Annotated in this window: 25 protein-coding genes, 1 tRNA gene and 1 other RNA gene; 20 read left to right on the forward strand and 7 right to left on the reverse strand. The window is 68.9% G+C overall.

Translation table 11 applies throughout. The annotated features are described in order from the left end of the window. The first annotated feature begins 23 nt into the window (after positions 1 to 23). Positions 24 to 393: a transfer-messenger RNA gene (gene ssrA / locus QUC20_RS07120) on the forward strand. Between the two features lie 577 nt (positions 394 to 970). Here ssrA and QUC20_RS07125 read toward each other — a convergent pair. From QUC20_RS07125 to QUC20_RS07140, 4 genes are all read right to left on the reverse strand, one after another. Further along, positions 971 to 1,129 (reverse strand): hypothetical protein, encoded by a 159-nt coding sequence (locus QUC20_RS07125; RefSeq protein WP_176786791.1) that lies wholly within the window; start codon positions 1,127 to 1,129, stop codon positions 971 to 973. Between the two features lie 61 nt (positions 1,130 to 1,190). Continuing rightward, on the reverse strand, positions 1,191 to 1,583 hold the full coding sequence (locus QUC20_RS07130) for a nuclear transport factor 2 family protein (RefSeq protein WP_120262771.1): 393 nt from the start codon (positions 1,581 to 1,583) through the stop codon (positions 1,191 to 1,193). Next, complete coding sequence (locus tag QUC20_RS07135; RefSeq protein WP_289331348.1) at positions 1,583 to 2,146, reverse strand: hypothetical protein; 564 nt, start codon at positions 2,144 to 2,146, stop codon at positions 1,583 to 1,585. Before QUC20_RS07135 ends, QUC20_RS07130 begins: the two co-directional genes overlap by 1 nt. After that, on the reverse strand, positions 2,143 to 2,979 hold the full coding sequence (locus QUC20_RS07140; protein ID WP_289331349.1) for an inositol monophosphatase family protein: 837 nt from the start codon (positions 2,977 to 2,979) through the stop codon (positions 2,143 to 2,145). The genes QUC20_RS07135 and QUC20_RS07140 overlap by 4 nt, the downstream gene beginning before the upstream one ends. Before the next feature lie 94 nt (positions 2,980 to 3,073). Here QUC20_RS07140 and QUC20_RS07145 point away from each other — a divergent pair. Together QUC20_RS07145 and QUC20_RS07150 are read left to right on the forward strand one after the other, a co-directional pair. Beyond that, positions 3,074 to 3,149 (forward strand) — tRNA-Lys (locus tag QUC20_RS07145). A 156-nt stretch (positions 3,150 to 3,305) separates the two neighbouring features. Further along, a complete protein-coding gene (locus QUC20_RS07150) occupies positions 3,306 to 4,490 on the forward strand; it encodes an acetyl-CoA C-acyltransferase (RefSeq protein WP_289331350.1) in 1,185 nt (394 codons plus the stop codon). Between the two features lie 28 nt (positions 4,491 to 4,518). On the opposite strand, the gene QUC20_RS07155 is transcribed toward QUC20_RS07150, so the two are convergent. Further along, complete coding sequence (locus QUC20_RS07155) at positions 4,519 to 4,776, reverse strand: hypothetical protein (RefSeq protein ID WP_120262767.1); 258 nt, start codon at positions 4,774 to 4,776, stop codon at positions 4,519 to 4,521. An 81-nt stretch (positions 4,777 to 4,857) separates the two neighbouring features. Between QUC20_RS07155 and QUC20_RS07160 the strand changes: the two genes are divergently transcribed. The 10 genes from QUC20_RS07160 to serA all read left to right on the forward strand — a co-directional run bounded on the left by QUC20_RS07160 (position 4,858) and on the right by serA (position 15,742). Further along, the gene (locus QUC20_RS07160) at positions 4,858 to 6,339 is read left to right on the forward strand and encodes an alpha,alpha-trehalose-phosphate synthase (UDP-forming) (protein ID WP_120262766.1); all 1,482 of its coding nucleotides are present in this window, start codon (positions 4,858 to 4,860) and stop codon (positions 6,337 to 6,339) included. Then, complete coding sequence (gene otsB / locus QUC20_RS07165) at positions 6,336 to 7,127, forward strand: trehalose-phosphatase (RefSeq protein WP_289331351.1); 792 nt, start codon at positions 6,336 to 6,338, stop codon at positions 7,125 to 7,127. Before QUC20_RS07160 ends, otsB begins: the two co-directional genes overlap by 4 nt. A 29-nt stretch (positions 7,128 to 7,156) precedes the next feature. Further along, entirely contained in the window at positions 7,157 to 8,863 is a 1,707-nt protein-coding gene (gene ilvD / locus QUC20_RS07170; protein WP_120262764.1) for a dihydroxy-acid dehydratase, read from the forward strand. A gap of 46 nt (positions 8,864 to 8,909) precedes the next feature. Further along, a complete protein-coding gene (locus QUC20_RS07175) occupies positions 8,910 to 10,712 on the forward strand; it encodes an acetolactate synthase large subunit (RefSeq protein ID WP_120262763.1) in 1,803 nt (600 codons plus the stop codon). Between the two features lies 1 nt (position 10,713). Further along, a complete protein-coding gene (ilvN, locus tag QUC20_RS07180; protein ID WP_071918201.1) occupies positions 10,714 to 11,223 on the forward strand; it encodes an acetolactate synthase small subunit in 510 nt (169 codons plus the stop codon). A 36-nt stretch (positions 11,224 to 11,259) separates the two neighbouring features. Then, positions 11,260 to 12,285 (forward strand): ketol-acid reductoisomerase, encoded by a 1,026-nt coding sequence (ilvC, locus tag QUC20_RS07185; RefSeq protein ID WP_023951072.1) that lies wholly within the window; start codon positions 11,260 to 11,262, stop codon positions 12,283 to 12,285. Positions 12,286 to 12,427: 142 nt separating this feature from the next. After that, entirely contained in the window at positions 12,428 to 13,153 is a 726-nt protein-coding gene (locus QUC20_RS07190) for a hypothetical protein (RefSeq protein ID WP_289331352.1), read from the forward strand. 57 nt (positions 13,154 to 13,210) lie between these two features. Then, positions 13,211 to 13,678 (forward strand): hypothetical protein, encoded by a 468-nt coding sequence (locus QUC20_RS07195; RefSeq protein ID WP_120262761.1) that lies wholly within the window; start codon positions 13,211 to 13,213, stop codon positions 13,676 to 13,678. A gap of 2 nt (positions 13,679 to 13,680) precedes the next feature. Then, complete coding sequence (locus QUC20_RS07200; protein WP_289331353.1) at positions 13,681 to 14,007, forward strand: bacitracin resistance protein; 327 nt, start codon at positions 13,681 to 13,683, stop codon at positions 14,005 to 14,007. A gap of 130 nt (positions 14,008 to 14,137) precedes the next feature. Next, a complete protein-coding gene (serA, locus tag QUC20_RS07205; protein WP_289331354.1) occupies positions 14,138 to 15,742 on the forward strand; it encodes a phosphoglycerate dehydrogenase in 1,605 nt (534 codons plus the stop codon). 6 nt (positions 15,743 to 15,748) lie between these two features. Here serA and QUC20_RS07210 read toward each other — a convergent pair whose 3' ends face one another. Beyond that, positions 15,749 to 16,294, reverse strand: coding sequence for a TetR/AcrR family transcriptional regulator (locus tag QUC20_RS07210; protein ID WP_289331355.1), 546 nt, complete (start codon positions 16,292 to 16,294; stop codon positions 15,749 to 15,751). Between the two features lie 63 nt (positions 16,295 to 16,357). Between QUC20_RS07210 and QUC20_RS07215 the strand changes: the two genes are divergently transcribed. The 6 genes from QUC20_RS07215 (at position 16,358) to QUC20_RS07240 (ending at position 22,430) form a co-directional block, all read left to right on the forward strand. Next, on the forward strand, positions 16,358 to 17,905 hold the full coding sequence (locus tag QUC20_RS07215; protein ID WP_289331356.1) for an MFS transporter: 1,548 nt from the start codon (positions 16,358 to 16,360) through the stop codon (positions 17,903 to 17,905). A 38-nt stretch (positions 17,906 to 17,943) separates the two neighbouring features. Beyond that, the gene (locus QUC20_RS07220) at positions 17,944 to 18,996 is read left to right on the forward strand and encodes a 3-isopropylmalate dehydrogenase (protein WP_120262756.1); all 1,053 of its coding nucleotides are present in this window, start codon (positions 17,944 to 17,946) and stop codon (positions 18,994 to 18,996) included. Positions 18,997 to 19,037: 41 nt separating this feature from the next. Next, positions 19,038 to 20,144 (forward strand): branched-chain amino acid aminotransferase, encoded by a 1,107-nt coding sequence (locus tag QUC20_RS07225; protein ID WP_289331357.1) that lies wholly within the window; start codon positions 19,038 to 19,040, stop codon positions 20,142 to 20,144. A 1-nt stretch (position 20,145) separates the two neighbouring features. After that, complete coding sequence (locus QUC20_RS07230; protein ID WP_289331358.1) at positions 20,146 to 20,910, forward strand: fumarylacetoacetate hydrolase family protein; 765 nt, start codon at positions 20,146 to 20,148, stop codon at positions 20,908 to 20,910. Beyond that, positions 20,903 to 22,192, forward strand: coding sequence for an MFS transporter (locus QUC20_RS07235; protein ID WP_289331359.1), 1,290 nt, complete (start codon positions 20,903 to 20,905; stop codon positions 22,190 to 22,192). The genes QUC20_RS07230 and QUC20_RS07235 overlap by 8 nt, the downstream gene beginning before the upstream one ends. Positions 22,193 to 22,253: 61 nt before the next feature. Next, positions 22,254 to 22,430 (forward strand): hypothetical protein, encoded by a 177-nt coding sequence (locus QUC20_RS07240; protein WP_183045267.1) that lies wholly within the window; start codon positions 22,254 to 22,256, stop codon positions 22,428 to 22,430. A 29-nt stretch (positions 22,431 to 22,459) separates the two neighbouring features. Here QUC20_RS07240 and QUC20_RS07245 read toward each other — a convergent pair whose 3' ends face one another. Next, a complete protein-coding gene (locus QUC20_RS07245; RefSeq protein ID WP_289331360.1) occupies positions 22,460 to 23,509 on the reverse strand; it encodes an aminotransferase class V-fold PLP-dependent enzyme in 1,050 nt (349 codons plus the stop codon). 80 nt (positions 23,510 to 23,589) lie between these two features. Here QUC20_RS07245 and QUC20_RS07250 point away from each other — a divergent pair, with 80 nt between their 5' ends. Beyond that, positions 23,590 to 24,546: a LysR family transcriptional regulator gene (locus QUC20_RS07250; RefSeq protein WP_289331361.1), complete on the forward strand. Its 957-nt coding sequence runs from the start codon at positions 23,590 to 23,592 to the stop codon at positions 24,544 to 24,546. Positions 24,547 to 24,553 lie beyond the last annotated feature (7 nt).

A 24,553-nucleotide genomic window follows, 5' to 3' on the forward strand; every position in this document is an offset into this window, starting at 1 on the left:
CGGCCCTTCGTTCGAAGGCTCATGGGGATGATCGGTTTCGACATCGCCTGTGTGTCGGCGAGAAGCGGGCCGAGGATGCAGGGTTATCTCGTTAACGATCTCTGCAAACCAATAAGTGCCGAATCCAAGCGCACTGACTTCGCCCTCGCTGCATAAGCGAGCCCGATAGTCCGTCAGACCGTGTGTGATCCCGCCACGGACCCTGGCGTCATCTAGGGATCTTGCTGCGTGACGGCGTCCGGACGTCACGCGGGACTCTTCCCGGACTGGGCCTGTCGACTTATGTGTCTGTACTGAAAGTCGGGGCCGAGCAGAACGCCTCTACAGACTGCGCCCGGAGAAGACGCCGTATCTCAGCGATGGACGGGGGTTCGATTCCCCCCATCTCCACCACTGCCGCTGTCACGCTGCATAGCCCCCGATCCCCTGGAAGTAGTGGGATCGGGGGCTTTGGTCTCTCGGGTGGAGGTCGCCCCGTCCTGACCCGAATCAGGCGGGGCTCGCGCACCGCGTGCCCCCCAAATGCACCCGGTGCACGCGGGTCGGTTCGGAGCGATTCGACGATCGGATTGCTGTTGGGGCCGCCGCGATCCGCGTCGCAGGTGGGTGGGCTCGCGAGCGTGGGGTCGCCCCGGCGCGCGCAGCGCGGCCCCCAAATGCGTGCCGCGCGCATCGGAAGCGACCCGCTACGGTCCCACCCGGGGCAGCCTCGTCGACAGGGGGCTTATGCGGGGCGCGCTCATCCTTTATCTTTGGCGCGTCGGCCATCCCAGCCCAGCGGCGGTTCTGCCTCGAACGTCCCCAAGCGCTCGGCAGGGCCGCCGCGCTCAACGCCGATGCCCGTCAGCGTGCCGGTGCCGTGTGGTCCGCTCCATGGCCGTGATCACAGCAAGATGCGGCGCTCGGAGGAAGGTACGGCGAAGGCCCCCGCCCTCGAGTGAGGGGCAGGGGCCTTCGCCGGTTCGGGCGGTCAGGTCTTGTTGCGGATGGACCGCATCAGCCAGGCGATGACCGCGATGATGATGAGCGCGATGCCGACGAACAGCAGGAACTTCACCGCTTCGACGAAGATTCCGGTGAACAGCAACGCGATGCCGATGATGATAAGGATGATCGCAAGTGCAGGCATGTCCTCATTGTCGCGCGACGCGAGCTCAGACGCACGTGCTTGACCTCGCGTTCCGCAGACCCTATGGGCGCGCGTCTGCGGGCGACTGTTCCGTCCCCTGGTGGAATCGCAAGGCGAGGGCGTCGCCCGATGTCGCCCAGACCGACGAGTGGCGGCTGACGCGCGTGCCGGCGACGAGGCGATAGGTGACGAGCACCGTGTCGACGTCAAGCCGCTGGATGACCCATTCATCCGTGTGCGGAGTGTCGCGTGTGGCTTCCTCCATGAGCTCGACGAGGAGGTCAGACCGCGTCCACAGGCGACCCGACCGGCCGATCTCGGTGAAATCCGGGTGGATGAGCTCGCGAAGGCGTCGGGCGTCCTGTCGTACGGCACTCGTGAGCAGGTCGCGCTCGGCGTCGCGGATGCGGCCGGCCAGATCGTCAGCGACGCCGACGGCTTCGACGTCGTTCATCAACGTCGCTCGATGACGACGAGGCCCTGCTTCACGTCGGCGACCTGGGCATAGCCCTCGCCGAAGAAATAGGTGACGCCGTAGCCGTCGCCGTCGATGTTGAGCGCGAAAGACGGGTCTTCGGTCAGGTAGACCCCGTCATCGCCCTCTTCGCGGATCCACCCTTGCGATTCGAGGGTGCGCTGGGCCTCGGTGGTCTCGGCGGCGGTGAGCGGCGCCCAGCCGAACTGGAGGATGTTGCCGCCGGGTTCGGCCGCGTTCGTCCAGGTGCAGGACACGCCTGCATCGATCTCCGTCTCACCGATCATGAACGGCCCTTGCTCGTACTCCCAGCCCTGCGATTGCAGTTCGTCGAGGCTCGCTTCGCGGATGATGTTCTCGCACGTCGGGTCGGGCAGAGCCGGCTCCGAAGCGGTGGCCTCGGGCGTCGCTACGGGCGAGGAGGGGACGGCTTCGGGGGGAGCGGTCTCTTGGGGCTCGAGCGCGGAGCAGCCGCTCAACAGCATCAGAGCCACGGCCGAGCCGGTCGCAATGACGAGGGGTGCGCGCCGGCGGCGGGTCATGCGTCGCCCCCGTTGCGAGAGAGCAGTTCGAGGAAGGTGTCGTGCAGGATGCCGTTGGTCGCGAGCGACGAGCGCGTCGACACCGATGGGGCGCCGTCGATGTCGGTGAAGCGTCCGCCTGCCTCGGTCACGATCGGGACATGTGCGGCGATGTCGTACTCCTTCACCCCGAACTCGGCCACGAACTCCAACCGCCCCTCCGCGAGGAGCATGTACGGCCACGCGTCGCCGTAGCCACGATCGCGCCAGACGCGCCGCGAGAGGGCGAGGAGCTGTTCACCACGGCCGACCTCGTCCCACTGGTGGAGGCTCTGGAAGCTGATGCTCGAGTGCGCGAGATCATCGATCGATGACACCGATATGCGTCGGGGGGCGGTCTCGCCGGGAACGTTCGTCCAGGCGCCGCGGCCGGCGGCAGCCCACCACCGGCGCCCGATGGCCGGCTGACTCACGACACCCACCTCGGGCACGCCGTCGACGGCCAGAGCGATGAGCGTCGCCCACATGGGGATGCCCTTGAGGTAGTTCGCCGTGCCGTCGATGGGGTCGATGATCCACTGACGTCTGGCGTCGCCGGTGGCGCCGTATTCCTCGCCCAGCACGCCGTCGGCAGGCCGCTCCGCGCTCAACAGGTCGCGGATGGCGCGCTCGGTGGCGAGATCGGCCTCGGTGACGTGCGACGCGTCCGCCTTCAGTTGCACGTCGAGGTCGGCCGCGTCGAATCGGGCCATACTGACGGCGTCGGCCGCATCCGCAAGCCGGAGTGCGAATGCCAGGTCGTCGGCCAGGGCGTCTGCGGAAGCCGCTGTCGGATCCGGTGTGGTGGGGGTCACGGCTCAAGGATACGACGCGCCGGGGGCCCCGATTGGCGTCGTGACGTGAAGTGGGGTAACGTTTCTCCTCGGTTCGCTTCACTGCGAACAGCCTGCACCTCTAGCTCAATCGGCAGAGCAACTGACTCTTAATCAGTGGGTTCTGGGTTCGAGTCCCAGGGGGTGCACCAGCACGAAGGCCCCGCAACTCTCGCCAGTCGCGGGGCCTTCGTGTGTTGTGCGAACGTGAGCCGACGCGAATGGTCGCATCGGCATCGGCAGAGGTGCCGTTTACGTCGGCTCGACCGCCGGGAGTGGTGGCGGTCTGGGGCTCGTAGGCTGAGTGCATGACCACGCCCGAGATCGTCATCGTCGCCGCTGCCCGCACGCCGCAAGGCCGCCTGCAGGGCGCGCTGTCGTCGATGCCGGCCCCCGAGCTCGGTGGCGCCGCCATTGCCGGTGCTCTCTCCGCATCGGGCGTCGAGGCCGCGTCGGTGGACGCCGTCATCATGGGGCAGGTCCTCCCGGCGGGCAATGGACAGAATCCCGCACGGCAGGCGGCGCTGTCCGGCGGCATCGGTTGGGACGTCCCCGCATCCAGCGTCAACAAAGTCTGTCTCTCCGGGCTCACGGCGATCATCGACGCGTCGCGCATGATCGCCCTCGGAGATGCTGAGGTGGTCGTCGCCGGAGGCATGGAATCTATGAGCCGGGCACCCCACCTTCTGCCCGGATCCCGCTCCGGTTGGTCGTACGGCTCGATCGAGGTGCTCGACCACGCTGCCTTCGACGGCCTCACCGATGCGTACGATCGCGAGAGCATGGGGGCGTCGACCGAGCGCCTCAACCCGCGTTTCGCCGTGTCACGAGGAGATCAGGATGCCGTGGCCGCACGCTCGCATGAGCGCGCCGCTGCGGCACGGGCCGAGGGCCGCTTCAGCGCAGAGATGGCGGCCGTGACGGTGCCGCAGCGACGTGGGGAGCCGGTCATCGTCGATGCCGACGAAGGCATCCGTCCCGACACCACGCTCGAGACTCTCGCGGGCCTGCGTCCCGCTTTCGCGAAGGGCGGCTCGATTACCGCCGGCAATGCGTCGCAGATCTCCGACGGTGCCGCAGTGGTCATTCTGACCACCCGAGACCGGGCGGAGCGCGAGGGATGGACGGTGATGGCCGCGCTCGGCGCCAATGGTCAGGTCGCCGGGCCCGACAACTCACTGCACGAGCAGCCCGCCGCCGCGATCGAACGCGCACTGGCCAAGGACGGCATCGCGGTATCCGACGTGGATCTCATCGAGATCAACGAGGCCTTCGGCTCGGTCGTCGCCGCCTCGGAGCGTCGCCTCGGTGTCTCATCCGACATCGTCAACGTCGACGGAGGCGGGATCGCGCTCGGGCACCCCATCGGTGCGTCGGGCGCACGTCTCGTCGTGCACCTGGCGCACGAACTCGTGCGTCGCGGAGCGGGCACGGCCGTGGCGGGGCTCTGCGGTGGTGGTGGACAGGGCGAGGCGCTGATCCTCACGCGCTGATACCCGCGAGCCAGCCCGCCTGGGCGGGTCAGCGGCGGTTGCGCTTGACCCGCTCGGTGAACAGCTCGTCGCGGTCGACCTTGGAGTCATCCGCGATGAGGCGTCCGCGCGCCCCACGGTAGCTGTCGACCACGGCGCCGATCGCGAGCGCCAGCGTGATACCCCAGCTCAGCCACGCGAGAGCGGTGCGCCACGTGAAGGGCTCGTCGCTTCGGGCCGAGCGGAGCAGCGTCACGCCGCCGGTGATCGCGGAGAAGAGGCCGGTGCCGAAGAGGTACTTGCGCATACCACAAACGTAGCTTCCCCCAAGGGGCGCCGGGTGCGCAGGTAGGCTGGAGCCATCGCCGATCGCAGCCTGGAGGCATGCATGAGCACCGCTGATTTCGTCGTCGTCGCCAACCGGCTTCCGGTTGACCGGAACACGGACGGTGGTGGAGACGGGGAATGGCGCCGTTCGCCCGGAGGGCTCGTCACGGCTCTCGAGCCCGTCATGCGGCGTACCGAAGGCGCTTGGGTCGGTTGGCCCGGGAAGCCCGATCTCGAGTTCGACCCGTTCGACTTCGACGGCATGCAGCTCGTTCCCGTCGCACTCAGCGCCGCGGACGTCGAGGACTACTACGAGGGTTTCTCCAACGACACCATCTGGCCGCTCTACCACGACGTCATCGCCGCCCCCCGATACCGCCGTAACTGGTGGGAGGCATACCAGCGCGTGAACCGGCGCTTCGCCGAAGCCGCGGCGGCGGCTGCCGCGGACGGCGGCACCGTGTGGGTGCAGGACTATCAGCTGCAGCTCGTGCCCAAGATGCTGCGCGACATGCGGCCCGATCTCACGATCGGCTACTTCCATCACATCCCGTTCCCGGCCTACGGTCTCTACTCGCAGCTTCCCTGGCGTAAGCAGGTGCTGGAGGGGCTTCTGGGCGCCGACGTCATCGGCTTCCAGCGTGTGGCGGACGCGGGCAACTTCGCACGCGCGGTGAGGCGACAGCTGCGCTACGAGACGAAGGCGAGCGGCATCCGCGTTCCGGCTGACGGCGGCGGGCACCGCACCGCACTCGCGAAGGCGTTCCCGATCTCGATCTCGACCGACGATTACATCGAGCTCGCGCAGCGCCCCGACATCCAGGCCCGGGCCGCGGAGATCCGCGAAGACCTCGGCAACCCGAAGACCGTGCTGCTCGGCGTGGACCGTCTCGACTACACCAAGGGCATCCGTCACCGGCTGAAGGCCTTCGGTGAGCTCATCGAAGACGGCCGGGTCTCGGTCGAGGACGCGACCCTCGTGCAGGTGGCGAGCCCCAGCCGCGAGCGCGTCGAGTCATACGTGCAGTTGCGTGACGAGATCGAGCTCACGGTCGCCCGCATCAACGGCGATCACGACACGTGGGGTCACAGCGCGATCCGATACATGCATCAGGCATTCCCGCGCGAGGAGATGGTGGCCCTGTTCCTCGCGGCCGACGTCATGCTCGTCACCGCTCTTCGCGACGGCATGAACCTGGTGGCGAAGGAGTACGTCGCCAGCCGCATCGACAATCGCGGGGTGCTCGTACTGAGCGAATTCGCCGGCGCTGCCGACGAGCTCGCGAGCGCCGTGCGCATCAACCCGCACGACATCGACGGTATGAAGGACGCCATCGTACGGGCGATCGAGATGCCCGCAGCCGAGCAGGGGCGGCGCATGCGCGCGCTGCGCAAGCGCGTGCGCGAGCACAATGTCGACGATTGGTCGCGCTCGTTCCTCGACGCTTTGGCCGCTGCCGGTCGATCGAGCAGCCCCGCGCATTCGGCGGCTTCCGCCCGTTCCGTCTCGACGGCCATGACGGAAGCCGAGCACAACGCATGACCGCTCCGACGTTCACCTCCCGTGCGGGACTCGAGGCTGCGGTGGATCGCGCCGCGAAAGCACGCCACCTGCTCGTCGCCCTCGACTTCGACGGCACTCTCGCGCCCCTGGTCGACGAGCCCATGTCGGCGCGCATGCTCCCCGCCGCACGCGATGCCCTCGCACGTCTCTCGCACGCTCCGGCCACGACGGTCGCGCTCGTGTCCGGTCGGACGCTCGAACATCTCGCGGAGATATCGGAGCGCGATCCCGACTCGCGAATCCACCTCGCCGGCTCGCACGGCGCGGAGTTCTGGCATCCGGATGCCGGTTCGGAACAGGATTCCGACGATGATGCCGAGCTCCGCGATGCGCTGACCGCGCGGGCGGAAGCGATCATCGAGGGGGTCGAGGGGGCATGGATCGAACACAAGCGGTTCGGATTCGGCCTTCACACGCGTCTCGCCGAACCCGCGGCCGCCGCCGAAGCAGCAGCCCGGATCGATGAGCTCGTCCGTGTCGAGGCCCCGACGTGGCGTCGTCGCACCGGGCAGGACATCCTCGAGTTCGCGTCGCGACACGAGGGCAAGGACTCCGCGGTGCGGAGCCTCCGCGAGCGCGTCGGCGCCGACGTGGTCGTCTTCGCGGGCGACGACGTGACCGACGAAGACGCCTTGCGGTCGCTCGAGGCCGGCGACGTGGGCATCCGGGTCGGCGGGGGAGAGACGGTCGCCGAATACCGGGTGGCGGATGCGGCCGCGCTCGCGGTGCTGCTCGGCCGGCTCGCCGAGTCTCGCGCGGGGGAATGAGCTCCGGCGCTCGGGCATAGAATTCGAGAATGCCCGACAGCTCCGAGACCATCGACATCAAGCCCCGCAGTCGTGCCGTCACCGACGGCATCGAAGCCACGACCTCCCGAGGGATGCTCCGTGCCGTCGGCATGGGGGATGAGGACTGGGACAAGCCCCAGATCGGCATCGCCTCGAGCTGGAACGAGATCACCCCGTGCAACCTGAGCCTCGACCGGCTCGCCCAGGGGGCCAAGGAGGGCGTCCACTCCGGCGGCGGTTACCCGCTGCAGTTCGGCACCATCTCCGTCTCGGACGGCATCTCGATGGGCCATGAGGGCATGCACTTCTCGCTGGTCTCGCGCGAGGTCATCGCCGACTCCGTCGAGGCCGTCATCATGGCCGAGCGGCTCGACGGTACCGTCCTGCTGGCAGGCTGCGACAAGTCCATCCCCGGCATGATGATGGCGAGTGCCCGCCTCGGGCTCTCGAGTGTCTTCCTGTACGCGGGGTCGACGATGCCGGGCTGGGTGAAGCTCAGCGACGGCACCGAGAAGGACGTCACGATCATCGACTCGTTCGAGGGCGTCGGTGCGTGCCGCGCCGGCAAGATGAGCGAGGCCGACCTCAAGCGCATCGAGTGTGCGATCGTGCCCGGCGAGGGAGCCTGCGGCGGCATGTACACGGCCAACACCATGGCCTCTGTCGGCGAGGCCCTCGGCCTCAGCCTGCCGGGCTCCGCCGCCCCGCCGTCGGCCGACCGCCGCCGCGACTACTACGCGCACCGCTCGGGTGAGGCTGTGGTCAACCTCCTGCGCCAGGGGATCACGACGAAGGACATCCTGACGAAGGAGGCGTTCGAGAACGCGATCGCCCTCGTCATGGCTCTCGGAGGCTCGACGAACGCCGTCCTCCATCTGCTCGCCATCGCCCGCGAGGCAGAGGTCGACCTCAGCCTGCACGACTTCAACCGGATCGGTGACAAGACTCCGCACGTGGCGGACATGAAGCCGTTCGGCCAGTACGTCATGAACGACGTCGACCGTCACGGTGGCATCCCCGTCGTGATGAAGGCGATGCTCGACGAGGGACTGCTGCACGGTGACGCGCTCACGGTGACGGGCAAGACCCTCGCCGAGAACCTCCGCGACCTCGACCCCGAGCCCATCGACGGCAAGGTCATCCACACGTTCGACAACCCCATCCACGCCAGCGGCGGCATCACGATCCTGCACGGGTCGCTCGCCCCCGAGGGGGCGGTCGTGAAGACCGCCGGCTTCGACGCCACGGTGTTCGAGGGCCCCGCACGCGTCTTCGAGCGCGAGCGCGCGGCGATGGATGCCGTCGCGAACGGCGAGATCGAGCCGGGCTCGGTCATCGTCATCCGCTACGAGGGCCCGAAGGGCGGACCGGGTATGCGAGAGATGCTCGCCATCACGGCGGCCATCAAGGGCGCCGGGCTCGGGAAAGATGTACTACTCTTGACGGACGGACGATTCTCAGGCGGCACAACCGGCCTGTGCATCGGCCACATAGCACCCGAAGCGGTGGACGCAGGTCCCATCGCATTCGTGCGCGATGGTGATCTGATACGGGTCGATATCGCGGCTCGCTCCCTCGACCTACTCGTCGACGAGGCTGAGCTGAACGCCCGCCGTGACGGCTGGGCTCCTCTTCCCCCGCGCTATACCCGTGGCGTTCTGGCCAAGTACTCCAAGCTCGTGCGCTCCGCCGCGGAGGGCGCGACCACCGGCTGACTTCGGCTCCGACATCGTCTCCTCTTCTTCAGCGAGGTTCATCACCATGTCCACCGACATCTCCGCGGCCATTCCCCGGCCGCCGTCCCGCACCCCCTCAGCTCCCGTGATGACGGGAGCGGAGGCCGTCGTCCGCTCGCTCGACAATCTCGGTGTCACCGAGGTCTTCGGGCTGCCGGGCGGCGCGATCATGCCCGTCTACGATCCACTCATGGACGACGAGGCCGTACGCCACATCCTCGTTCGTCACGAGCAGGGCGCAGGGCACGCGGCCGAAGGCTACGCCTCGGCGTCGGGTCGGGTCGGGGTCGCCATCGCGACCTCGGGTCCCGGCGCGACGAACCTCGTGACCGCGATCGCCGACGCCTACATGGACTCCGTGCCACTTGTCTGCATCACGGGCCAGGTGTTCTCGACCCTCATGGGAACGGATGCCTTCCAAGAGGCCGACATCGTCGGCATCACGATGCCGATCACGAAGCACTCCTTCCTGGTGAAGACCGCCGAGGAGATCCCCGGTGCGATCGCGGCGGCGTTCGAGATCGCCGGCACCGGCCGGCCCGGCCCCGTCCTCGTCGACATCACGAAGGACGCTCAACAGAACACCGCGCCGTTCGTCTGGCCGCCGAAGGTCGATCTGCCGGGCTACCGCCCGGTGACGAAGGCGCACGGCAAGCAGATCCAGGCGGCCGCCCAGCTTCTCGCCGAGTCGCAGAAGCCGGTCCTCTACGTCGGCGGCGGCGTGATCCGGGGCCGCGCCTCCGACGAGCTGCTGACCCTCGCCGAGGCGACCGGCGCGCCTGTCGTCACGACGCTCATGGCCCGCGGCGCTTTCCCCGACTCCCACCCGCAGCATCTGGGAATGCCCGGCATGCACGGCACGGTCCCGGCCGTGCTCGCACTGCAGGAGTCCGATCTGATCGTCGCCCTCGGTGCCCGCTTCGACGACCGGGTGACCGGCAAGGCATCGCTCTTCGCCCCGAACGCGAAGGTCGTGCACGTCGACATCGATCCCGCCGAGATCTCGAAGATCCGCTTCGCAGACGTGCCCATCGTGGGAGACGTGCGCGACGTGCTCGTCGACCTCGAATCGGCGTTCCGCGGCGTGATCGGCGACGGAAAGCCCGACACGACCGAGTGGTGGGCCTACCTCGACGGCCTCCGCGAGGAGTTCCCGCTCGGCTACGCGCCGACGACCGACGGCCTGCTGTCTCCGCAGCACGTGATCCAGCGGATCGGCGAGCTCACCGGACCCGAGGGCGTGTACGCATCGGGGGTGGGCCAGCACCAGATGTGGGCCGCGCAGTTCATCAAGTACGAGCGTCCCAACTCGTGGCTCAACTCCGGCGGCGCCGGCACCATGGGCTACGCGGTCCCGGCGGCCATGGGCGCGAAGGTGGCCCAGCCCGACCGTGTGGTCTGGGCGATCGACGGCGACGGGTGCTTCCAGATGACCAATCAGGAGCTGGCGACCTGCGTCATCAACCAGATCCCGATCAAGGTCGCGATCATCAACAACTCGTCGCTCGGCATGGTGCGCCAGTGGCAGACGCTGTTCTTCGACGGCCGCCACTCGAACACCGACCTGAACACCGGGCACGGGACGGCGCGCATCCCCGACTTCGTCAAGCTCGGCGAGGCGTACGGTTGCCTCGCCATCCGGGTCGAGACCGAAGACCAGATCGATGACGCGATCAAGCTGGCGCTCGAGACGAACGATCGCCCCGTCGTGATCGACTTCGTCGTGAGCGCCGACGCCATGGTGTGGCCGATGGTCCCGCAGGGGGTCAGCAACAGCTACATCCAGTACGCCCGCGAGCACGCGCCCGCATTCGACGAGGAGGCCTGAGATGTCGCGCCACGTGCTGAGCCTCCTGGTGGAGGACAAGCCGGGTCTGCTGACCCGTGTCGCCGGGCTGTTCGCCCGACGCGGCTTCAACATCGAGTCGCTCGCCGTCGGTGTGACGGAGGTGCCGGGCCTCTCGCGCATCACCGTCGTCGTCGACGTCGAGGAACTGCCGCTCGAGCAGGTGACGAAGCAGCTGAACAAGCTCGTCAACGTCATCAAGATCGTCGAGCTCGACTTCTCGTCGTCGGTGCAGCGCGAACACATCCTCATCAAGGTGCGTGCTGACAACCAGACCCGCTCGAATGTCATCGAGGTCGCGAACCTGTTCCGCGCGGCGATCGTCGATTACGCCCCCGACGCCCTGGTGGTCGAGGTGACCGGAGACCGCGGCAAGATCGACGCGATCCTCCGCGCTTTCGAGCCCTTCGGTATCAAGGAACTCGCACAGTCGGGTCTGCTCGCCATCGGGCGCGGCGGTAAGAGCATCACCGAGCGCGTTCTGCGCGGCTGACCTTCCGAACCACGAATCAAGGAGAAACACACGAACATGGCCGAGATCTTCTACGACGACCACGCCGACCTGTCGATCATCCAGGGCAAGAAGGTGGCGATCGTCGGCTACGGCTCGCAGGGCCACGCTCACGCGCAGAACCTCCGCGACTCCGGCGTCGAGGTCGTCATCGCGCTCAAGGACGGCTCGAAGTCGGCCGCGAAGGCGCAGGACGAGGGCTTCGAGGTCAAGAACGTCGCGGATGCCGCGGAGTGGGCCGACCTCATCATGATCCTCGCGCCGGACCAGCACCAGCGCTCGATCTACGCCGACTCGATCAAGGACAAGCTCACGGCGGGCAAGACGCTCGCGTTCGCCCACGGCTTCAACATCCGCTTCGGCTACATCGACGCTCCCGAGGGCGTCGACGTCATCCTCGTCGCCCCGAAGGCTCCGGGTCACACGGTGCGCCGCGAGTTCGTCGCGGGTCGCGGCATCCCCGACATCATCGCCGTCGAGCGCGACGCGTCGGGTTCGGCCTGGGACACCGCGCTGTCGTACGCGAAGGCGATCGGCGGCACCCGCGCGGGCGTCATCAAGACCACCTTCACCGAGGAGACCGAGACCGACCTCTTCGGCGAGCAGGCGGTTCTCTGCGGTGGCATGAGCCACCTCGTGCAGTACGGCTTCGAGACGCTGATCGAGGCCGGCTACCAGCCGCAGATCGCCTACTTCGAGGTGCTCCACGAGCTCAAGCTGATCGTCGACCTCATGTGGGAGGGCGGCATCGCCAAGCAGCGCTGGTCGATCTCCGACACCGCTGAGTACGGCGACTACGTCTCCGGCCCCCGCGTGATCTCGCCCGAGGTCAAGGAGAACATGAAGGCCGTGCTCGCCGACATCCAGTCGGGTGCGTTCGCACAGCGCTTCATCGCCGACCAGGACAACGGCGCCACCGAGTTCCTCGGCCTTCGCGAGAAGGAGCAGGGTCACCCGATCGAGGCGACCGGCAAGGAGCTGCGCGGTCTCTTCGCTTGGAAGCAGCAGGACAGCGACTACATCGAGGGCAGCGCCGCGCGCTGACCCGTGACGAGCGGCACCGCCCGCTCCGCGACCCTCGGCGGCACCCCGTCGAGCCCGGCCTCGTGCCACGGAAGCCCGGTCCCCATCAGGGGCCGGGCTTTCGGCGTGCGCCGATACCACCGAGACCTTTTACGATGGAGGCATGCCCGTCCCGAAGAAGCAGTTCGCTCGCGCGCGCCTGGGGGCGGTGTGCGTCGCAGCTTCTGTGGTCGCGGGGGCGATCACCGCACCGGCGGCCTGGTCCGTCACGACGGAGGCCGTCGACCCCGTTCCGCATTCGGATGCTCCGGTCGCACCGGAGATTCCGGACGACACCTTCTCCGACGAGGACGACATGGCCCCGGCACCGGGCGAGACGGTGACGCCGTCGCCCGTGCCGACGGACTCGCCGTCGCCGACAGACGGCGTGCCGACGCCGACGCCGACGCCGACGCCGACCAGCCCGGCACCCACCGAGCCGCCGGTCGAGCCGTCGCCGGCCGCTCCGACCGAGCCGGCGCCCGCGCCCGTGCCGCCGCGGATCGACGCAGAACCCGATGGTCGTGTGCCCACGGCCGTGCGGCTCGGGGCGTTGCTGGGATACGCCTACCGCAACCCCGGGGTCGCCTCGCCGACACCGGCGCCGAGTGACGCCGTCGATCTGGACGGGAGCCCCGACGTGGGTGGATCCGCCGAACTCGGCGCGTCCGTTCCCGCGCAGGACCCGACGGGTCGCACCGACGCGGTGCGCGTCGGATCGTTGCACGATGGCTCGGGCACAGAGCTCGCGAAGCCGGCGGTGTGGGCGCCTTGGGGTGGGGCTTTGATCTTGGCCTGTGCCGCCGTCGCCGTCTTCGTGCTCCGCGGGGGCCGGCAGATCGGTCGTTGACGCGCCCGGCTTGTTCGCGCAGATCGGCTGCCGGCTGCCGGGCGCTACTCTGAACATGTGACGAGCCGCGATGACGATGCCCTGAGCTGGGCCGGAGACGACGACCCGACTCTCGTCTCGGCTCCTGCCACGGAGCCCGCACCCGCGCCGTCGCAACGGCCGAGGGATGAGCCGGTCGAAGTCGCCGCCGACGAAGCGGCCGATGCCGGCGCGGACGGTTCCGCCGCGGGACTGAGCAACACGGCCCTGATCGCGCTCGGGGTGCTCGGCGGCGTTTACCTCCTGTACTCGATCGGATGGTTCGTGGGAGGGATGCGCGTCCACAACCTGAGCGGTCTGCTCGGGATCGAGGCCGCGGTCTCGGTTCCCGTGCTCGTGCTCGCGGTCGCCGCGCCCGCGATCTGGTTCGTCGCGACATATGCGCTCACACGCAGCTCGCGCGCGTGGGTGAGGTTCGTCTGGCTCGTCGCGGGGGCGTTGCTCCTCGTGCCGTGGCCGTTCGCGACCCTCGGGGCGGGGAGCTGATGATGGCGAGCGAAGCACGAGGAGCCGCGCAGACGCCTCCGGTCTGGCGGGTGGCGGTCGTCGCGGGAGCGTTCGGCCTGTTCTACGCATACGCGGTCTGGGCTGCCGTCCCGTTGTTGTTGACCCCGTCACCGGCACGGACCGCGGTCGGATGGGTGGCCGTCATCGCTGCCGTGGTGCTGCCGATCGTCATCTTCGCGGGGGCCTTCGCGCTCGGGTGGCGCCGACGCTCGGGATCTTTCGCCCTGATCCTCCTGGCGGGGCTCGGGCTGTCAGCGGTGTTCTTCCTGAACGTCCTCTCGTTCGCCCTCACCTCCGGCGCCGTCTGAGTCGGCGGAACGTCACACGGTCATGGGAGCGGCCGACGCCGCGCTAGGCTGAGACGACCCGCCGCACCGCCGTCGGCTGTCGTGGCGACCACCCGTTCCGCGCTTCTGCGCATGCTCCAGAGGATCGTCCGTGCCCCAGCCCGTCGTGCTCATCGCCGAAGAACTCTCGCCCGCAACGATCGATGCTCTCGGTCCTGACTTCGAGATCCGATCGGTCGACGGCGCCGACCGCGCCGCGCTGCTTCCTGCTCTCGCCGACGCGCACGCCGTCCTGATCCGCTCCGCGACCAAGATGGATGCCGAGGCCATCGCCGCCGCCCCGTCGCTGAAGGTCATCGCTCGCGCGGGCGTCGGACTCGACAACGTCGACATCAAGGCCGCGACAGCCGCCGGCGTCATGGTCGTCAACGCCCCGACGTCAAACATCATCTCGGCGGCCGAGCTGACGGTCGGCCACATCCTGAGCCTCGCGCGTCACATTCCGGCCGCTCATGCCTCGCTTGCCGCAGGCGCCTGGAAGCGCTCGTCCTTCACCGGCACCGAGCTCTTCGAGAAGACCGTGGGCATCATCGGCCTCGGTCGTATCGGCGCGCTCATCGCCGCGCGCGTGCAGGCATTCGGCGTGAACGTCGTGGCATACGACCCCTACGTCACACCCACTCGCGCGCAGCAGCTCGGCGTGACCCTGCTGAGCCTCGACGACCTCCTCACGCAGAGCGACTTCGTCACGATCCACATGCCGAAGACTCCGGAGACGACGGGCATGATCGGCGCGGAGCAGTTCGCGCGCATGAAGAAGTCGGCCTACGTGGTCAACGTGGCGCGCGGTGGCCTGATCGACGAAGAGGCGCTGTACACCGCTCTCACGACGGGTGAGATCGCCGGGGCGGGGCTCGACGTCTTCACGAGCGAGCCTCCGAAGGAGGACGGCACCGCGTTCCCGCTCCTCTCGCTGCCCAACGTCATCGTCACGCCCCACCTCGGGGCCTCGACCGACGAGGCGCAGGAGAAGGCGGGCGTCTCGGTGGCGAAGTCGGTCAAGCTCGCCCTCGAGGGCGATCTGGTGCCCGACGCCGTGAACGTCGCCGGTGGTGTGATCGATCCGTTCGTGCGTCCCGGTATCGCGCTGGTCGAGCAGCTCGGGCAGATCTTCACGGGTCTCGCGCCCAGCGCGCTGACGAGCCTCGACATCGAGGTCCGCGGCGAGCTGGCCGACTACGACGTCAGCGTCTACCGCCTCGCGGCGCTGAAAGGGATCTTCACCAACATCGTCAGCGAGAACGTCTCGTACGTGAACGCGCCGCTCTTCGCCGAGCAGCGCGGCATCGAGACGCGTCTCATCGTCGAGTCCGAGAGCCCGCTGTACCGCAACATCACGATCCTGCGGGGCACCCTCTCCGACGGCTCGGTCCTCACCGTCGAAGGCACCCTCGCCGGAACGCGCATGGTCCCGAAGGTCGTCGGCATCAACGGCTACGAGGTCGAGGTGCCCATCGAACGGCACCACGTGGTGATGCGCTATGCCGACCGCCCGGGGATCGTGGCGATCTACGGCCAGAAGCTGGGGGAGGCGGGAATCAACATCGCCGGCCTTCAGGTCGCGCGTCCCGACGCTTCCGGTCGCGCTCTTTCGGTGCTGACGGTCGACTCGCCGGTGCCGGACCACCTTCTCGACGAGATGCGCGAGGCCGTGGCCGCCGACCTGTTCCGCCAGATCGAGCTGACCGGCTTCTGAGATCGGTCAGCGCTTCGTGACGCCGAGGACGAGGCCGATCAGCGAGTCGAAATCTTCGCCCTGCGGGACGGGCCCGACGACCGCGCCCGCGCCGAGTGCGTTGTTGAAGTAGAGGCCGTCGCCCACCAGGAGGACGAGCTGAAGCGCGGTCTCGTCACGGGTGTGGCCGCGCAGCGCGTCCTCCCACAGGGTGCGGACATCACGAAGCGCGGCGCTGGCCGCGGGATGACCGCTCTGGGCGAGCCGAGAGCCGGCGAGGAGCGCGCGATCGAGGGCGCTGTCCTCCATGACGGAGGTGCGGAGGTAGGCCGCGACGATGCCCTCGGGATGCTGCGCCATGTCGTCGACATCGAGGCGGGCGAGCTCCATCATCCGCTCGAGCAGCGCCGTCTCAAGCGCCTCCTTCGAGCCGTAGTGGTAGAGCAGGCCGCCCTTGGAGACGCCGGCGGCCGCAGCCACGGCATCCATCGTCGCGCCGCGCGCGCCGTCGGAGATCAGAAGGTTCTCGTACGCGTCGAGCACGCTTTCGCGGGCACGTGGGGGACGACTCATGTCTCCAATCCTCTCGCGTCTGAGCGTTCGCTCCTGTTACTATACCGGCTGGACGGTGAACTTATGACTTTGACTGAAGAGATCGCAATCGCTGACGGCCAGGGCCGGCGGGTCGGCTGGCGCGGGTGGGCAGCCCTCGGCGTGCTCATGCTGCCCGTACTGCTCGTGTCGGTCGACAACACGGTGCTGAGCTTCGCGCTGCCCGAGATCGCCCGCGCGCTGAGCCCGACCAGCGCCCAGCAGCTCTGGATCATCGACGTGTACCCCCTCATCCTCGCGGGACTGCTCGTGACGATGGGCTCCCTCGGCGACCGGTTCGGACGACGTCGGATGCTGCTGATCGGTGCGACCGGCTTCGCGGCCGTCTCCGGGCTTGCGGCCTTCGCTCCGAGCGCCGAGCTGCTGATCGTGGCGCGGGCGGCGATGGGCGTGTTCGGGGCGATGCTGATGCCGTCGACCCTCTCGCTGTTGCGGAGCATCTTCACCGACCGTGATCAGCGGCGCCTCGCGATCGCGGTCTGGGCCTCGATGTTCTCCGCGGGCGCAGCCCTCGGGCCGATCGTCGGCGGTCTCCTGCTCGAGCACTTCAGCTGGGGCTCGGTGTTCCTCATGGCGGTGCCGGTCCTCGTGCCCCTGCTCGTACTCGCGCCCTTCCTCGTGCCCGAGAGCCGCGATCCGCGACCGGGCCGCATCGACCCGATCAGCATCGCTCTGTCGATGCTGACGATGGTGCCGATCGTGTACGCGATCAAGGACTTCGCGGTGAAGGGGTGGGGCATCACCCCGCCGGTGCTGTTCGCGCTCGGCCTGGTGTTCGGATGGCTCTTCGTGCGTCGACAGCTTCGTGTGAGCGAGCCGATGCTCGACATGCGACTTTTCTCCCGCGGCACCTTCAGTGGTGCCTTGCTGGTCAACCTCCTGAGCGTCGTGGCCCTCGTCGGCTTCCTGTACTTCGTGACGCAGCATCTGCAGATGATCGTCGGTCTCTCGCCGCTCCAGGCCGGGCTCGCCCTCGTGCCCGGTCTCGCCATGATGATCATCGCCGGGCTGGGAGTCGTCCCGATCTCGCGCCGGGTCTCGCCGCGGATCGTGGTGCCCGCAGCCCTGACGTTGTCGGCAGCCGGGTACGTCATGATCGCGCTCCTGACCGACGCGGAGAGCATGATCGAGCTCGTCCTCGCGTTCGCTCTCCTCGGCATGGGCATCGGCGCGGCAGAGACCGTGTCGAATGAGCTGGTGCTCGCAAGCGCTCCGCCCGCGAAGGCCGGGGCGGCCAGCGCGGTGTCCGAGACCGCGTATGAAGTGGGCGCGGTTCTCGGCACCGCCGTGCTCGGCGGCATCCTCACGGCGATGTACCGCGTCGGCATGGCCGTGCCCGAGGGCGTGCCTGCGGAGGCCGCCGATGCGGCCCGCGAGACCCTCGCGGGAGCCGTCAACGTCGCGCAGGACCTGCCCGAGCCGATCGGGCGTCAGCTGATGGACGCGGCCGCTCACGCGTTCGACTCCGGTGTCGGCGTGACCGCGGCCATCGGTGCCGTGCTCGTCGTCTGCGCGGGGATCATCGCGGCCACTACGCTGAAGGGATCCCACTCGCGGCGTGCCGAGCACTGAGCTCGCGACGCGCCGCGTCGCCGAGAACGAGGAGAGCGATGTCGCGTGTCGTGAAGCTGGCCGTGATTCCGGGCGACGGAATCGGTCCCGAGGTCGTCGCCGAGGCCGAGAAGGTCCTCGACGCGGCGGTGGCGGGAACGGATGTCGTCATCGACAAGACGCGGTTCTCGCTCGGTGCCGCCCGGTACCTCGAGACCGGCGACACGCTGACAGACGACGACCTCGCGGCCATCGCGGGGCACGACGCGATCCTCCTCGGCGCGGTGGGGGGAGTGCCCGGTGATCCGCGGCTGCGCGACGCGAACATCGAGCGGGGACTCCTGCTGAAACTGCGATTCGAACTCGACCACTACGTCAACCTGCGGCCGTCGAAGCTCTATCCGAGCGTTCCGGGTCCGCTCGCCGAGCCGGGGGAGATCGACTTCGTCGTGGTGCGGGAGGGGACCGAGGGCCCGTACGTCGGCAACGGCGGGAGCATCCGGCGAGGCACCCCCCACGAGGTCGCCAACGAGACGTCCGTGAACACCGCATTCGGGGTCGAGCGGGTCGTGCGCTACGCCTTCGATCTCGCTGAGCGGCGGCGCCGCAAGCTGACGCTCGTGCACAAGACCAACGTGCTCGTGCATGCCGGCGGCATCTGGAAGCGCATCGTGGACGAGGTGGCGGCGGAGCACCCCGACGTCGCCGTAGACTATCTGCACGTCGACGCGGCGACGATCTTCCTGGTCACGAACCCGGGCCGCTTCGATGTGATCGTCACCGACAACCTCTTCGGCGACATCCTGACCGACTTGGCCGGCGCCGTCACCGGAGGCATCGGCCTCGCCGCATCGGGGAACATCAATCCCGACGGCGCGTTCCCTTCGATGTTCGAACCCGTCCACGGATCGGCGCCCGACATCGCAGGTCAGCAGAAGGCCGATCCCACGGCCGCGATCCTCTCCGTTTCGTTGCTGCTCGATCACCTCGGGCTCACGGAGGCCGCTCGACGCGTCACCCACGCCGTCGAGGCCGACATCGCCGACCGTAGCTCGGACCCCCGTACGACGACGCAGATCGGCGACGCGATCGCGGCTCGGCTCCAGGCGTAGCCTGGAAATCGCCCGCCGCCCGACATCCGCTTGGAAGACAGATGACTCTCCTCGAAAACGACCCCGACGCCGGACTCGAACCCCTCGATTTCGCCGTCACCCGAAACCTCACCGCGGCCCCCGCCGCCCGTCGCGAGGAGATCCTCGCGAATCCCGGGTTCGGCACCCACTTCACCGACCACATGGTCGACATCTGTTGGTCGGTCCGCGGCGGCTGGCACCGTCCGCGCGTCCAGCCCTACGGTCCGATCACTCTCGACCCCGCCGCGGCGGTGCTGCACTACGGGCAGGAGATCTTCGAGGGCATCAAGGCGTACCGGCACGCGGACGGCTCGGTGCACACCTTCCGTCCCGACCAGAACGGCCGGCGACTTCAGCGGTCGGCTCGTCGCCTCGCGCTGCCGGAGCTTCCGGTGGAATGGTTCGTCCAGTCGCTCCGCGAGCTCATCGCGGTCGACGGCGACTGGGTGCCCTCCGGTGCCGACCAGTCGCTCTACCTGCGCCCGTTCATGTTCGCGAAGGAGGCTTTCCTCGGAGTGCGCCCCGCGAACAAGGTCGCGTACTACGTGATCGCCAGCCCCGCGGGTGCCTACTTCACCGGCGGCGTGAAGCCGGTGTCGATCTGGCTCAGCGAGGACTATGCCCGCGCAGGCAAGGGCGGCACGGGCGCGGCCAAGACCGGCGGCAACTACGCGTCGAGCCTGCTGCCGCAGGCGGAGGCGTACGAGAACGAGTGCGACCAGGTCGTCTTCCTCGATCAGGACCGCAACGTCGAGGAGCTCGGCGGCATGAACGTCGTGTTCGTCTACAAGGACGGCACGATCGTCACGCCGCAGTCCGACTCGATCCTCGAGGGCATCACCCGCGACTCGATCCTGCAGCTCGCGCGCGACCGCGGGCACAAGGTCGAGGGGCGCGCCGTCTCGCTCGACGAATGGCGCCGGGGTGTGGCATCCGGCGACATCGTCGAGGTCTTCGCCTGCGGCACCGCTGCCGTCGTCACCCCGATCGGCGTGCTCAAGGGTCGCGACTTCTTCGACGAGCAGCCCGTGGGTGAGCTCGCCCTTTCGCTGCGCGAAGAGCTCACCGACATCCAGTACGGACGACGCGAAGACAAGCACGGCTGGCTCGTGCGATTGGACGGCTGAGATGAAGATCGTACGTTTCTCGCACAACGAGACCATTCGTTACGGCATCCTCGACGGCACCGATCTGGTGACCCTCGCGGGTGATCCGATGTACGCCGGCTACGACACGACGGGCGATCGCGTGGCGCTGAGCGACGCCGTGCTCCTGGCACCCGTCATCCCGCGATCGAAGATCATCGCGGTCGGCCGCAACTACCGGGAGCACGCCGCCGAGTTCGGGAACGAGGTTCCCGCCGAGCCGCTGCTGTTCTTCAAGCCGAACACCGCCGTCATCGGCCCGGGCGACGCGATCGTCCGCCCGACGCAGTCGCAGCAGGTGGACTTCGAGGGGGAGCTCGCCGTCGTCATCGGCAAGGTCACCCGCAATGTCTCGGTCGACGACGCGCTGAGCCATGTGTTCGGCTATTCGATCGCCAACGACGTCACAGCGCGCGATCTGCAGCGCAGCGACGGTCAGTGGACCCGGGCGAAGGGCTTCGACACGTTCTGCCCGCTCGGGCCGGCGATCGAGACCGACTTCGACCCGTCGCAGGCCCAGCTCGTGGCCCGCGTGAACGGGGAGGAGAAGCAGCGTGCACCGCTGACGGACATGGTGCACGGCATCGCCGACCTCATCGCCTACGCCTCGGCGGCGTTCACGCTGCTGCCGGGCGACGTCATCCTGACGGGAACACCTGCCGGGGTCGGCCCGCTCGTCGCGGGCGACGTCGTGGAGGTCGAGATCGATGGTCTCGGCATCCTGCGCAACATCGTCCGGGATGCCTGACACGGTCGACACCCCTGCTCCGAGCGCGACGTCCGCCGGCGTCCCACGGGAGGTCGTGCGGCGCCGCGCGCTCGTCGTGCTCTCGCTGGGCCAGGTGCTCGGCGGCATCGGTTTCGGGTCGACCATCTCACTCGGAGCTGTCATCACCGAGCGACTCACGGGCGACGAGGCTCTGGCAGGTCTCCCGACCGCCGCGGTGACGCTCGGTGCCGCCCTGCTCGCGGTGCCGCTGGCCTCCCTCGCGTCGCGTTCGGGGAGGCGCCCGGCGCTTGCTCTCGGGATGCTTCTCGCGCTCGTCGGCGTGGCACTCGTCGTCGTGGGTACGGCGGCGGGGCTGTTTCCGGTCCTGCTCGTCGCCTTCGCCTTGATCGGCGCGGGCCAGGCCGCCAATCTGCAGTCGCGGTTCGCCGCCACCGACCTGGCGACCGATCGAACACGCGGGCGCGACCTGTCGATCGTGGTCTGGGCGACCACGATCGGTGCGGTGCTCGGTCCGAACCTGATCGGTGCCGGCGAAGCGCTCGGCGGCGCCGTGGGGATGCCCCCGCTGACAGGTCCGTATCTGTTCACGGCGGTCGCGCAGGTGCTGGCCATCGTCCTCTACCTGTTGGCTCTCCGGCCCGACCCGCTGCTCCTCGCGCGCGAGTCGAGCGCCGGGAGATCGGGCGCCTCGCCCACGGCGCGGTCACGACCCGACCGGCCTCGCGCGGCGCGCTACGCCATCCTCGCGATCGCCGGCTCTCACGGGGTCATGGTGTCGGTGATGGCGATGACGCCGCTTCATCTGGTCCATCACGGCGCCGAGCTGTCAGTCGTCGGGCTGACCATCAGCCTGCATATCGCCGGGATGTACGCGCTCTCGCCCGTCTTCGGCATCCTCGCCGACAGGCTCGGGCGCGTGCCCACGGTGCTGCTCGGGCAGGCTCTGCTCGCCGCGTCACTCGTCGTAGCCGCTTTCGGTGCGGAATCGTCCGCCGCCGTCACGGTCTCGCTCATTCTGCTCGGGCTCGGCTGGAGCGCGGCCACCGTGGCGGGATCGGCGCTGCTGACCGAGGCGTCGTCACCGGAACGCCGGACGACCCGGCAAGGACGCAGCGACGCGGTCATGAACGTCGTGGGAGCAGCGGGCGCTGCCGCAGCCGGGGGAGTGCTCGGGCTGATCGGCTACGCGGGACTGGCGACGTGGGCTCTCGTCATCGTCGCGCTGGTCGCGATCGGTGGGGTCGTGGTGGGAGGGTCGATGCGTTCGGCGGACAGCGCGAGCGACCCGGCGGGCGTCTAGTCGTCGCGCCTGTCCACGGCAAGCATTTTGCTGCGGGCCGGAAGGCTGGCACCGTGGAGTCATGAGCCACCGCGCACAGTTGATCATCGCCCTCGTCGCGAGTGCGATCCTCTTCCTCTCCATCGCGCTGATGTTCGCGCTGGTGATCATCAGCTTCTTCACCGACGGCATCGAGTTCGCCGGTGATCCTCACATCGCCGACGCGATCGCCGTGACCGGCTGGGCGCGGACGGCGTGACGCTCGCGCGCGCCGTCGTCTCCGGCTGATCAGCCGAGGAGAGCGGCCACGGCGAGCTCGACGTCGCTCTCGTCATTGAAGACGTGGAACGCGAGGCGGGCATTGCCACGGCGACCGGATGCGGTGACCCCGGCGGCCGTCAGTCGCGCGAGGTCCGCGCCGGCGGGGTCGGGCCAGGTGACGATGGGCGTGGCTCGCAGGGGCTCGGGAAGTCCGAGTCGCTCGCGGAAGGCGGAAGCGAGGCCGGTCACTCGCGTGTGGAGGGCGGAGGCGTCGGCGCCGGCGAACATCGCCAGCGCGGGCTCTGCTCCCACCATCGCCTGCCAGGCCGGTGACACATCGAAGCGCCGCGCGGAGCGCGCGAGCGACGCGTCTACGCCGTAGCACGCGGCCCAGGGATCCTCGCCGGCGTACCAGCCGGCATGGAGCGGCGTGAGTGTCGCTGCGAAGTCATCGCCGACGACGAGGAACGCGACGCCGCGAGGCGCGCACAGCCACTTGTAGGTGTGGCAGACAAGGGCATCGAACATCTCTGCATCGACGGGGAGCCACCCCGCCGCCTGCGTGGCGTCGCACAGTGTACGAGCGTTGTTCCGCCGGGCCGCGTCGACGATCGCCGTCGCGTCGGCGACCTCTCCGGTGGCCGACTGCACGATCGAGAACGCGACGAGGTCGACATCCGCTGTGATCGCCCTGGCGAGATCTGCCAGGGGAACCGCGCGCACTCGGATGTCGCGACCGGCGTGCGCGAACGGGAGCACGAGCGACGAGAACTCGCCCTCGGGGCAGAGCACGGTCGCGCCATCGGGGAGGGACGCCGCGATCATGCCGACCATGACCGAGGTCTGCGATCCGATGGCGATGCGCTCGGGCGCGGTGTTCACCAGGCGTGCGAAATGACTGCGGCACCGCTCGGTGACGGCGGCGTAATGAACGAGGTCGGGACGGGCGTCGAGATCGGCGAGGACAGCCGCGCGGGTGGCATGCGTCGGGAGGCCCGTGCTGCATGCCGCGAGATAGCCGCGTGCGGCCGTGAATGCGGCGTGAAGCTCCTCGGGCGGGAGAGCCGTCGTCTGCATGCATCCAGACTGCGCCCCGCTGATCTATTGGTCTACGGCAGGATTTGCATGCAAAGCATCATGTGCAGTTATCTGTTCGCATGAGCATCCCGGACTATCGTCTCGATGTCGCCGAGCTGCGCATCGTGCGGGCCATCGCCGACGGCGGGTCGATCACCGCGGCTGCGTCGGCCCTGGGCTACAGCCAGCCAGCCGTGAGCCAGCAGGTCAAGCGACTCGAACAGCGTCTCGGGGTGCCCGTCGTCGAGCGTGTCGGCCGGCGGATGCGGCTCACTGAAGCCGGTCGCGTGATCGCCCGGCACGCGGCGGCGGTGGCGACGGCCATCGAGGCCGCCTCCGGCGAGCTCGCCGAACTCGCCGGGTTGCGTTCGGGAACGGTGCGCATGGTCGGCTTTCCCTCTGCTTCGCCGACGGTGTTGCCGCGGCTCATGGATCGGCTGGCCCAGGCGGAGCCCGGGCTGACGCTGACGTACGTCGAGGCGGAGCCCCCCGAGGCGATCGCAGATGTCCGCGCCGACCGCGCCGACATCGCCCTCACCTTCGGCTATCCAGGCGATCGGAGCGACCCGCACGGCGAGAACGCACGCGGTCTCGACGCCGCGCTCATCGGCTACGACGATCTGCTGGCGGTGCTGCCGGTCGACCACCCTGCCGCTCACGGATCCGGCGCCATCGAGATCGCGCTGCTGGCGCACGAGGCGTGGATCGCCGGGTGCCCCCGCTGCCGAGGGCACCTGCTCGAGGTGTGCGGGCGAGCGGGGTTCGTCCCCGCGATCCGATTCGAGACCGACAACTTCGTCGCGGTCGAGCAGCTCGTCGCGCAGGGGATCGGTGTCGCGGCCCTCCCGGGGCTCGCGGTCGCATCATTCCCGGTCCTTCCGGGTGTGGTCACACGTCCGCTGCCGGCGAGTGAACGCCGCGCCATCCACGCGGTGTCGGCGGGTGGCGCGGGCCGCGTGCCGGCGGTGGCCTCCGTGCTCGGCCACCTCCGGGCCGTCGTCGCGGAGCTCACCGACACGGATGCGCACGCGAACTAAGCTGGAG

It is taken from the genome of Microbacterium arborescens (assembly GCF_030369635.1).
In the GTDB taxonomy this organism is placed as follows: domain Bacteria; phylum Actinomycetota; class Actinomycetes; order Actinomycetales; family Microbacteriaceae; genus Microbacterium.

Bases quoted from the DNA above. Each gene is read 5' to 3' on its own strand.
- QUC20_RS07125 (WP_176786791.1), bottom strand. From the start codon at position 1,129: ATGCCTGCACTTGCGATCATCCTTATCATCATCGGCATCGCGTTGCTG.
- QUC20_RS07130 (WP_120262771.1), bottom strand. From the start codon at position 1,583: ATGAACGACGTCGAAGCCGTCGGCGTCGCTGACGATCTGGCCGGCCGC.
- QUC20_RS07135 (WP_289331348.1), bottom strand. From the start codon at position 2,146: ATGACCCGCCGCCGGCGCGCACCCCTCGTCATTGCGACCGGCTCGGCC.
- QUC20_RS07150 (WP_289331350.1), top strand. From the start codon at position 3,306: ATGACCACGCCCGAGATCGTCATCGTCGCCGCTGCCCGCACGCCGCAA.
- QUC20_RS07155 (WP_120262767.1), bottom strand. From the start codon at position 4,776: ATGCGCAAGTACCTCTTCGGCACCGGCCTCTTCTCCGCGATCACCGGC.
- QUC20_RS07160 (WP_120262766.1), top strand. From the start codon at position 4,858: ATGAGCACCGCTGATTTCGTCGTCGTCGCCAACCGGCTTCCGGTTGAC.
- otsB (WP_289331351.1), top strand. From the start codon at position 6,336: ATGACCGCTCCGACGTTCACCTCCCGTGCGGGACTCGAGGCTGCGGTG.
- ilvD (WP_120262764.1), top strand. From the start codon at position 7,157: ATGCCCGACAGCTCCGAGACCATCGACATCAAGCCCCGCAGTCGTGCC.
- QUC20_RS07175 (WP_120262763.1), top strand. From the start codon at position 8,910: ATGTCCACCGACATCTCCGCGGCCATTCCCCGGCCGCCGTCCCGCACC.
- ilvN (WP_071918201.1), top strand. From the start codon at position 10,714: ATGTCGCGCCACGTGCTGAGCCTCCTGGTGGAGGACAAGCCGGGTCTG.
- ilvC (WP_023951072.1), top strand. From the start codon at position 11,260: ATGGCCGAGATCTTCTACGACGACCACGCCGACCTGTCGATCATCCAG.
- QUC20_RS07190 (WP_289331352.1), top strand. From the start codon at position 12,428: ATGCCCGTCCCGAAGAAGCAGTTCGCTCGCGCGCGCCTGGGGGCGGTG.
- QUC20_RS07200 (WP_289331353.1), top strand. From the start codon at position 13,681: ATGGCGAGCGAAGCACGAGGAGCCGCGCAGACGCCTCCGGTCTGGCGG.
- QUC20_RS07210 (WP_289331355.1), bottom strand. From the start codon at position 16,294: ATGAGTCGTCCCCCACGTGCCCGCGAAAGCGTGCTCGACGCGTACGAG.
- QUC20_RS07215 (WP_289331356.1), top strand. From the start codon at position 16,358: ATGACTTTGACTGAAGAGATCGCAATCGCTGACGGCCAGGGCCGGCGG.
- QUC20_RS07220 (WP_120262756.1), top strand. From the start codon at position 17,944: ATGTCGCGTGTCGTGAAGCTGGCCGTGATTCCGGGCGACGGAATCGGT.
- QUC20_RS07225 (WP_289331357.1), top strand. From the start codon at position 19,038: ATGACTCTCCTCGAAAACGACCCCGACGCCGGACTCGAACCCCTCGAT.
- QUC20_RS07230 (WP_289331358.1), top strand. From the start codon at position 20,146: ATGAAGATCGTACGTTTCTCGCACAACGAGACCATTCGTTACGGCATC.
- QUC20_RS07235 (WP_289331359.1), top strand. From the start codon at position 20,903: ATGCCTGACACGGTCGACACCCCTGCTCCGAGCGCGACGTCCGCCGGC.
- QUC20_RS07240 (WP_183045267.1), top strand. From the start codon at position 22,254: ATGAGCCACCGCGCACAGTTGATCATCGCCCTCGTCGCGAGTGCGATC.
- QUC20_RS07245 (WP_289331360.1), bottom strand. From the start codon at position 23,509: ATGCAGACGACGGCTCTCCCGCCCGAGGAGCTTCACGCCGCATTCACG.
- QUC20_RS07250 (WP_289331361.1), top strand. From the start codon at position 23,590: ATGAGCATCCCGGACTATCGTCTCGATGTCGCCGAGCTGCGCATCGTG.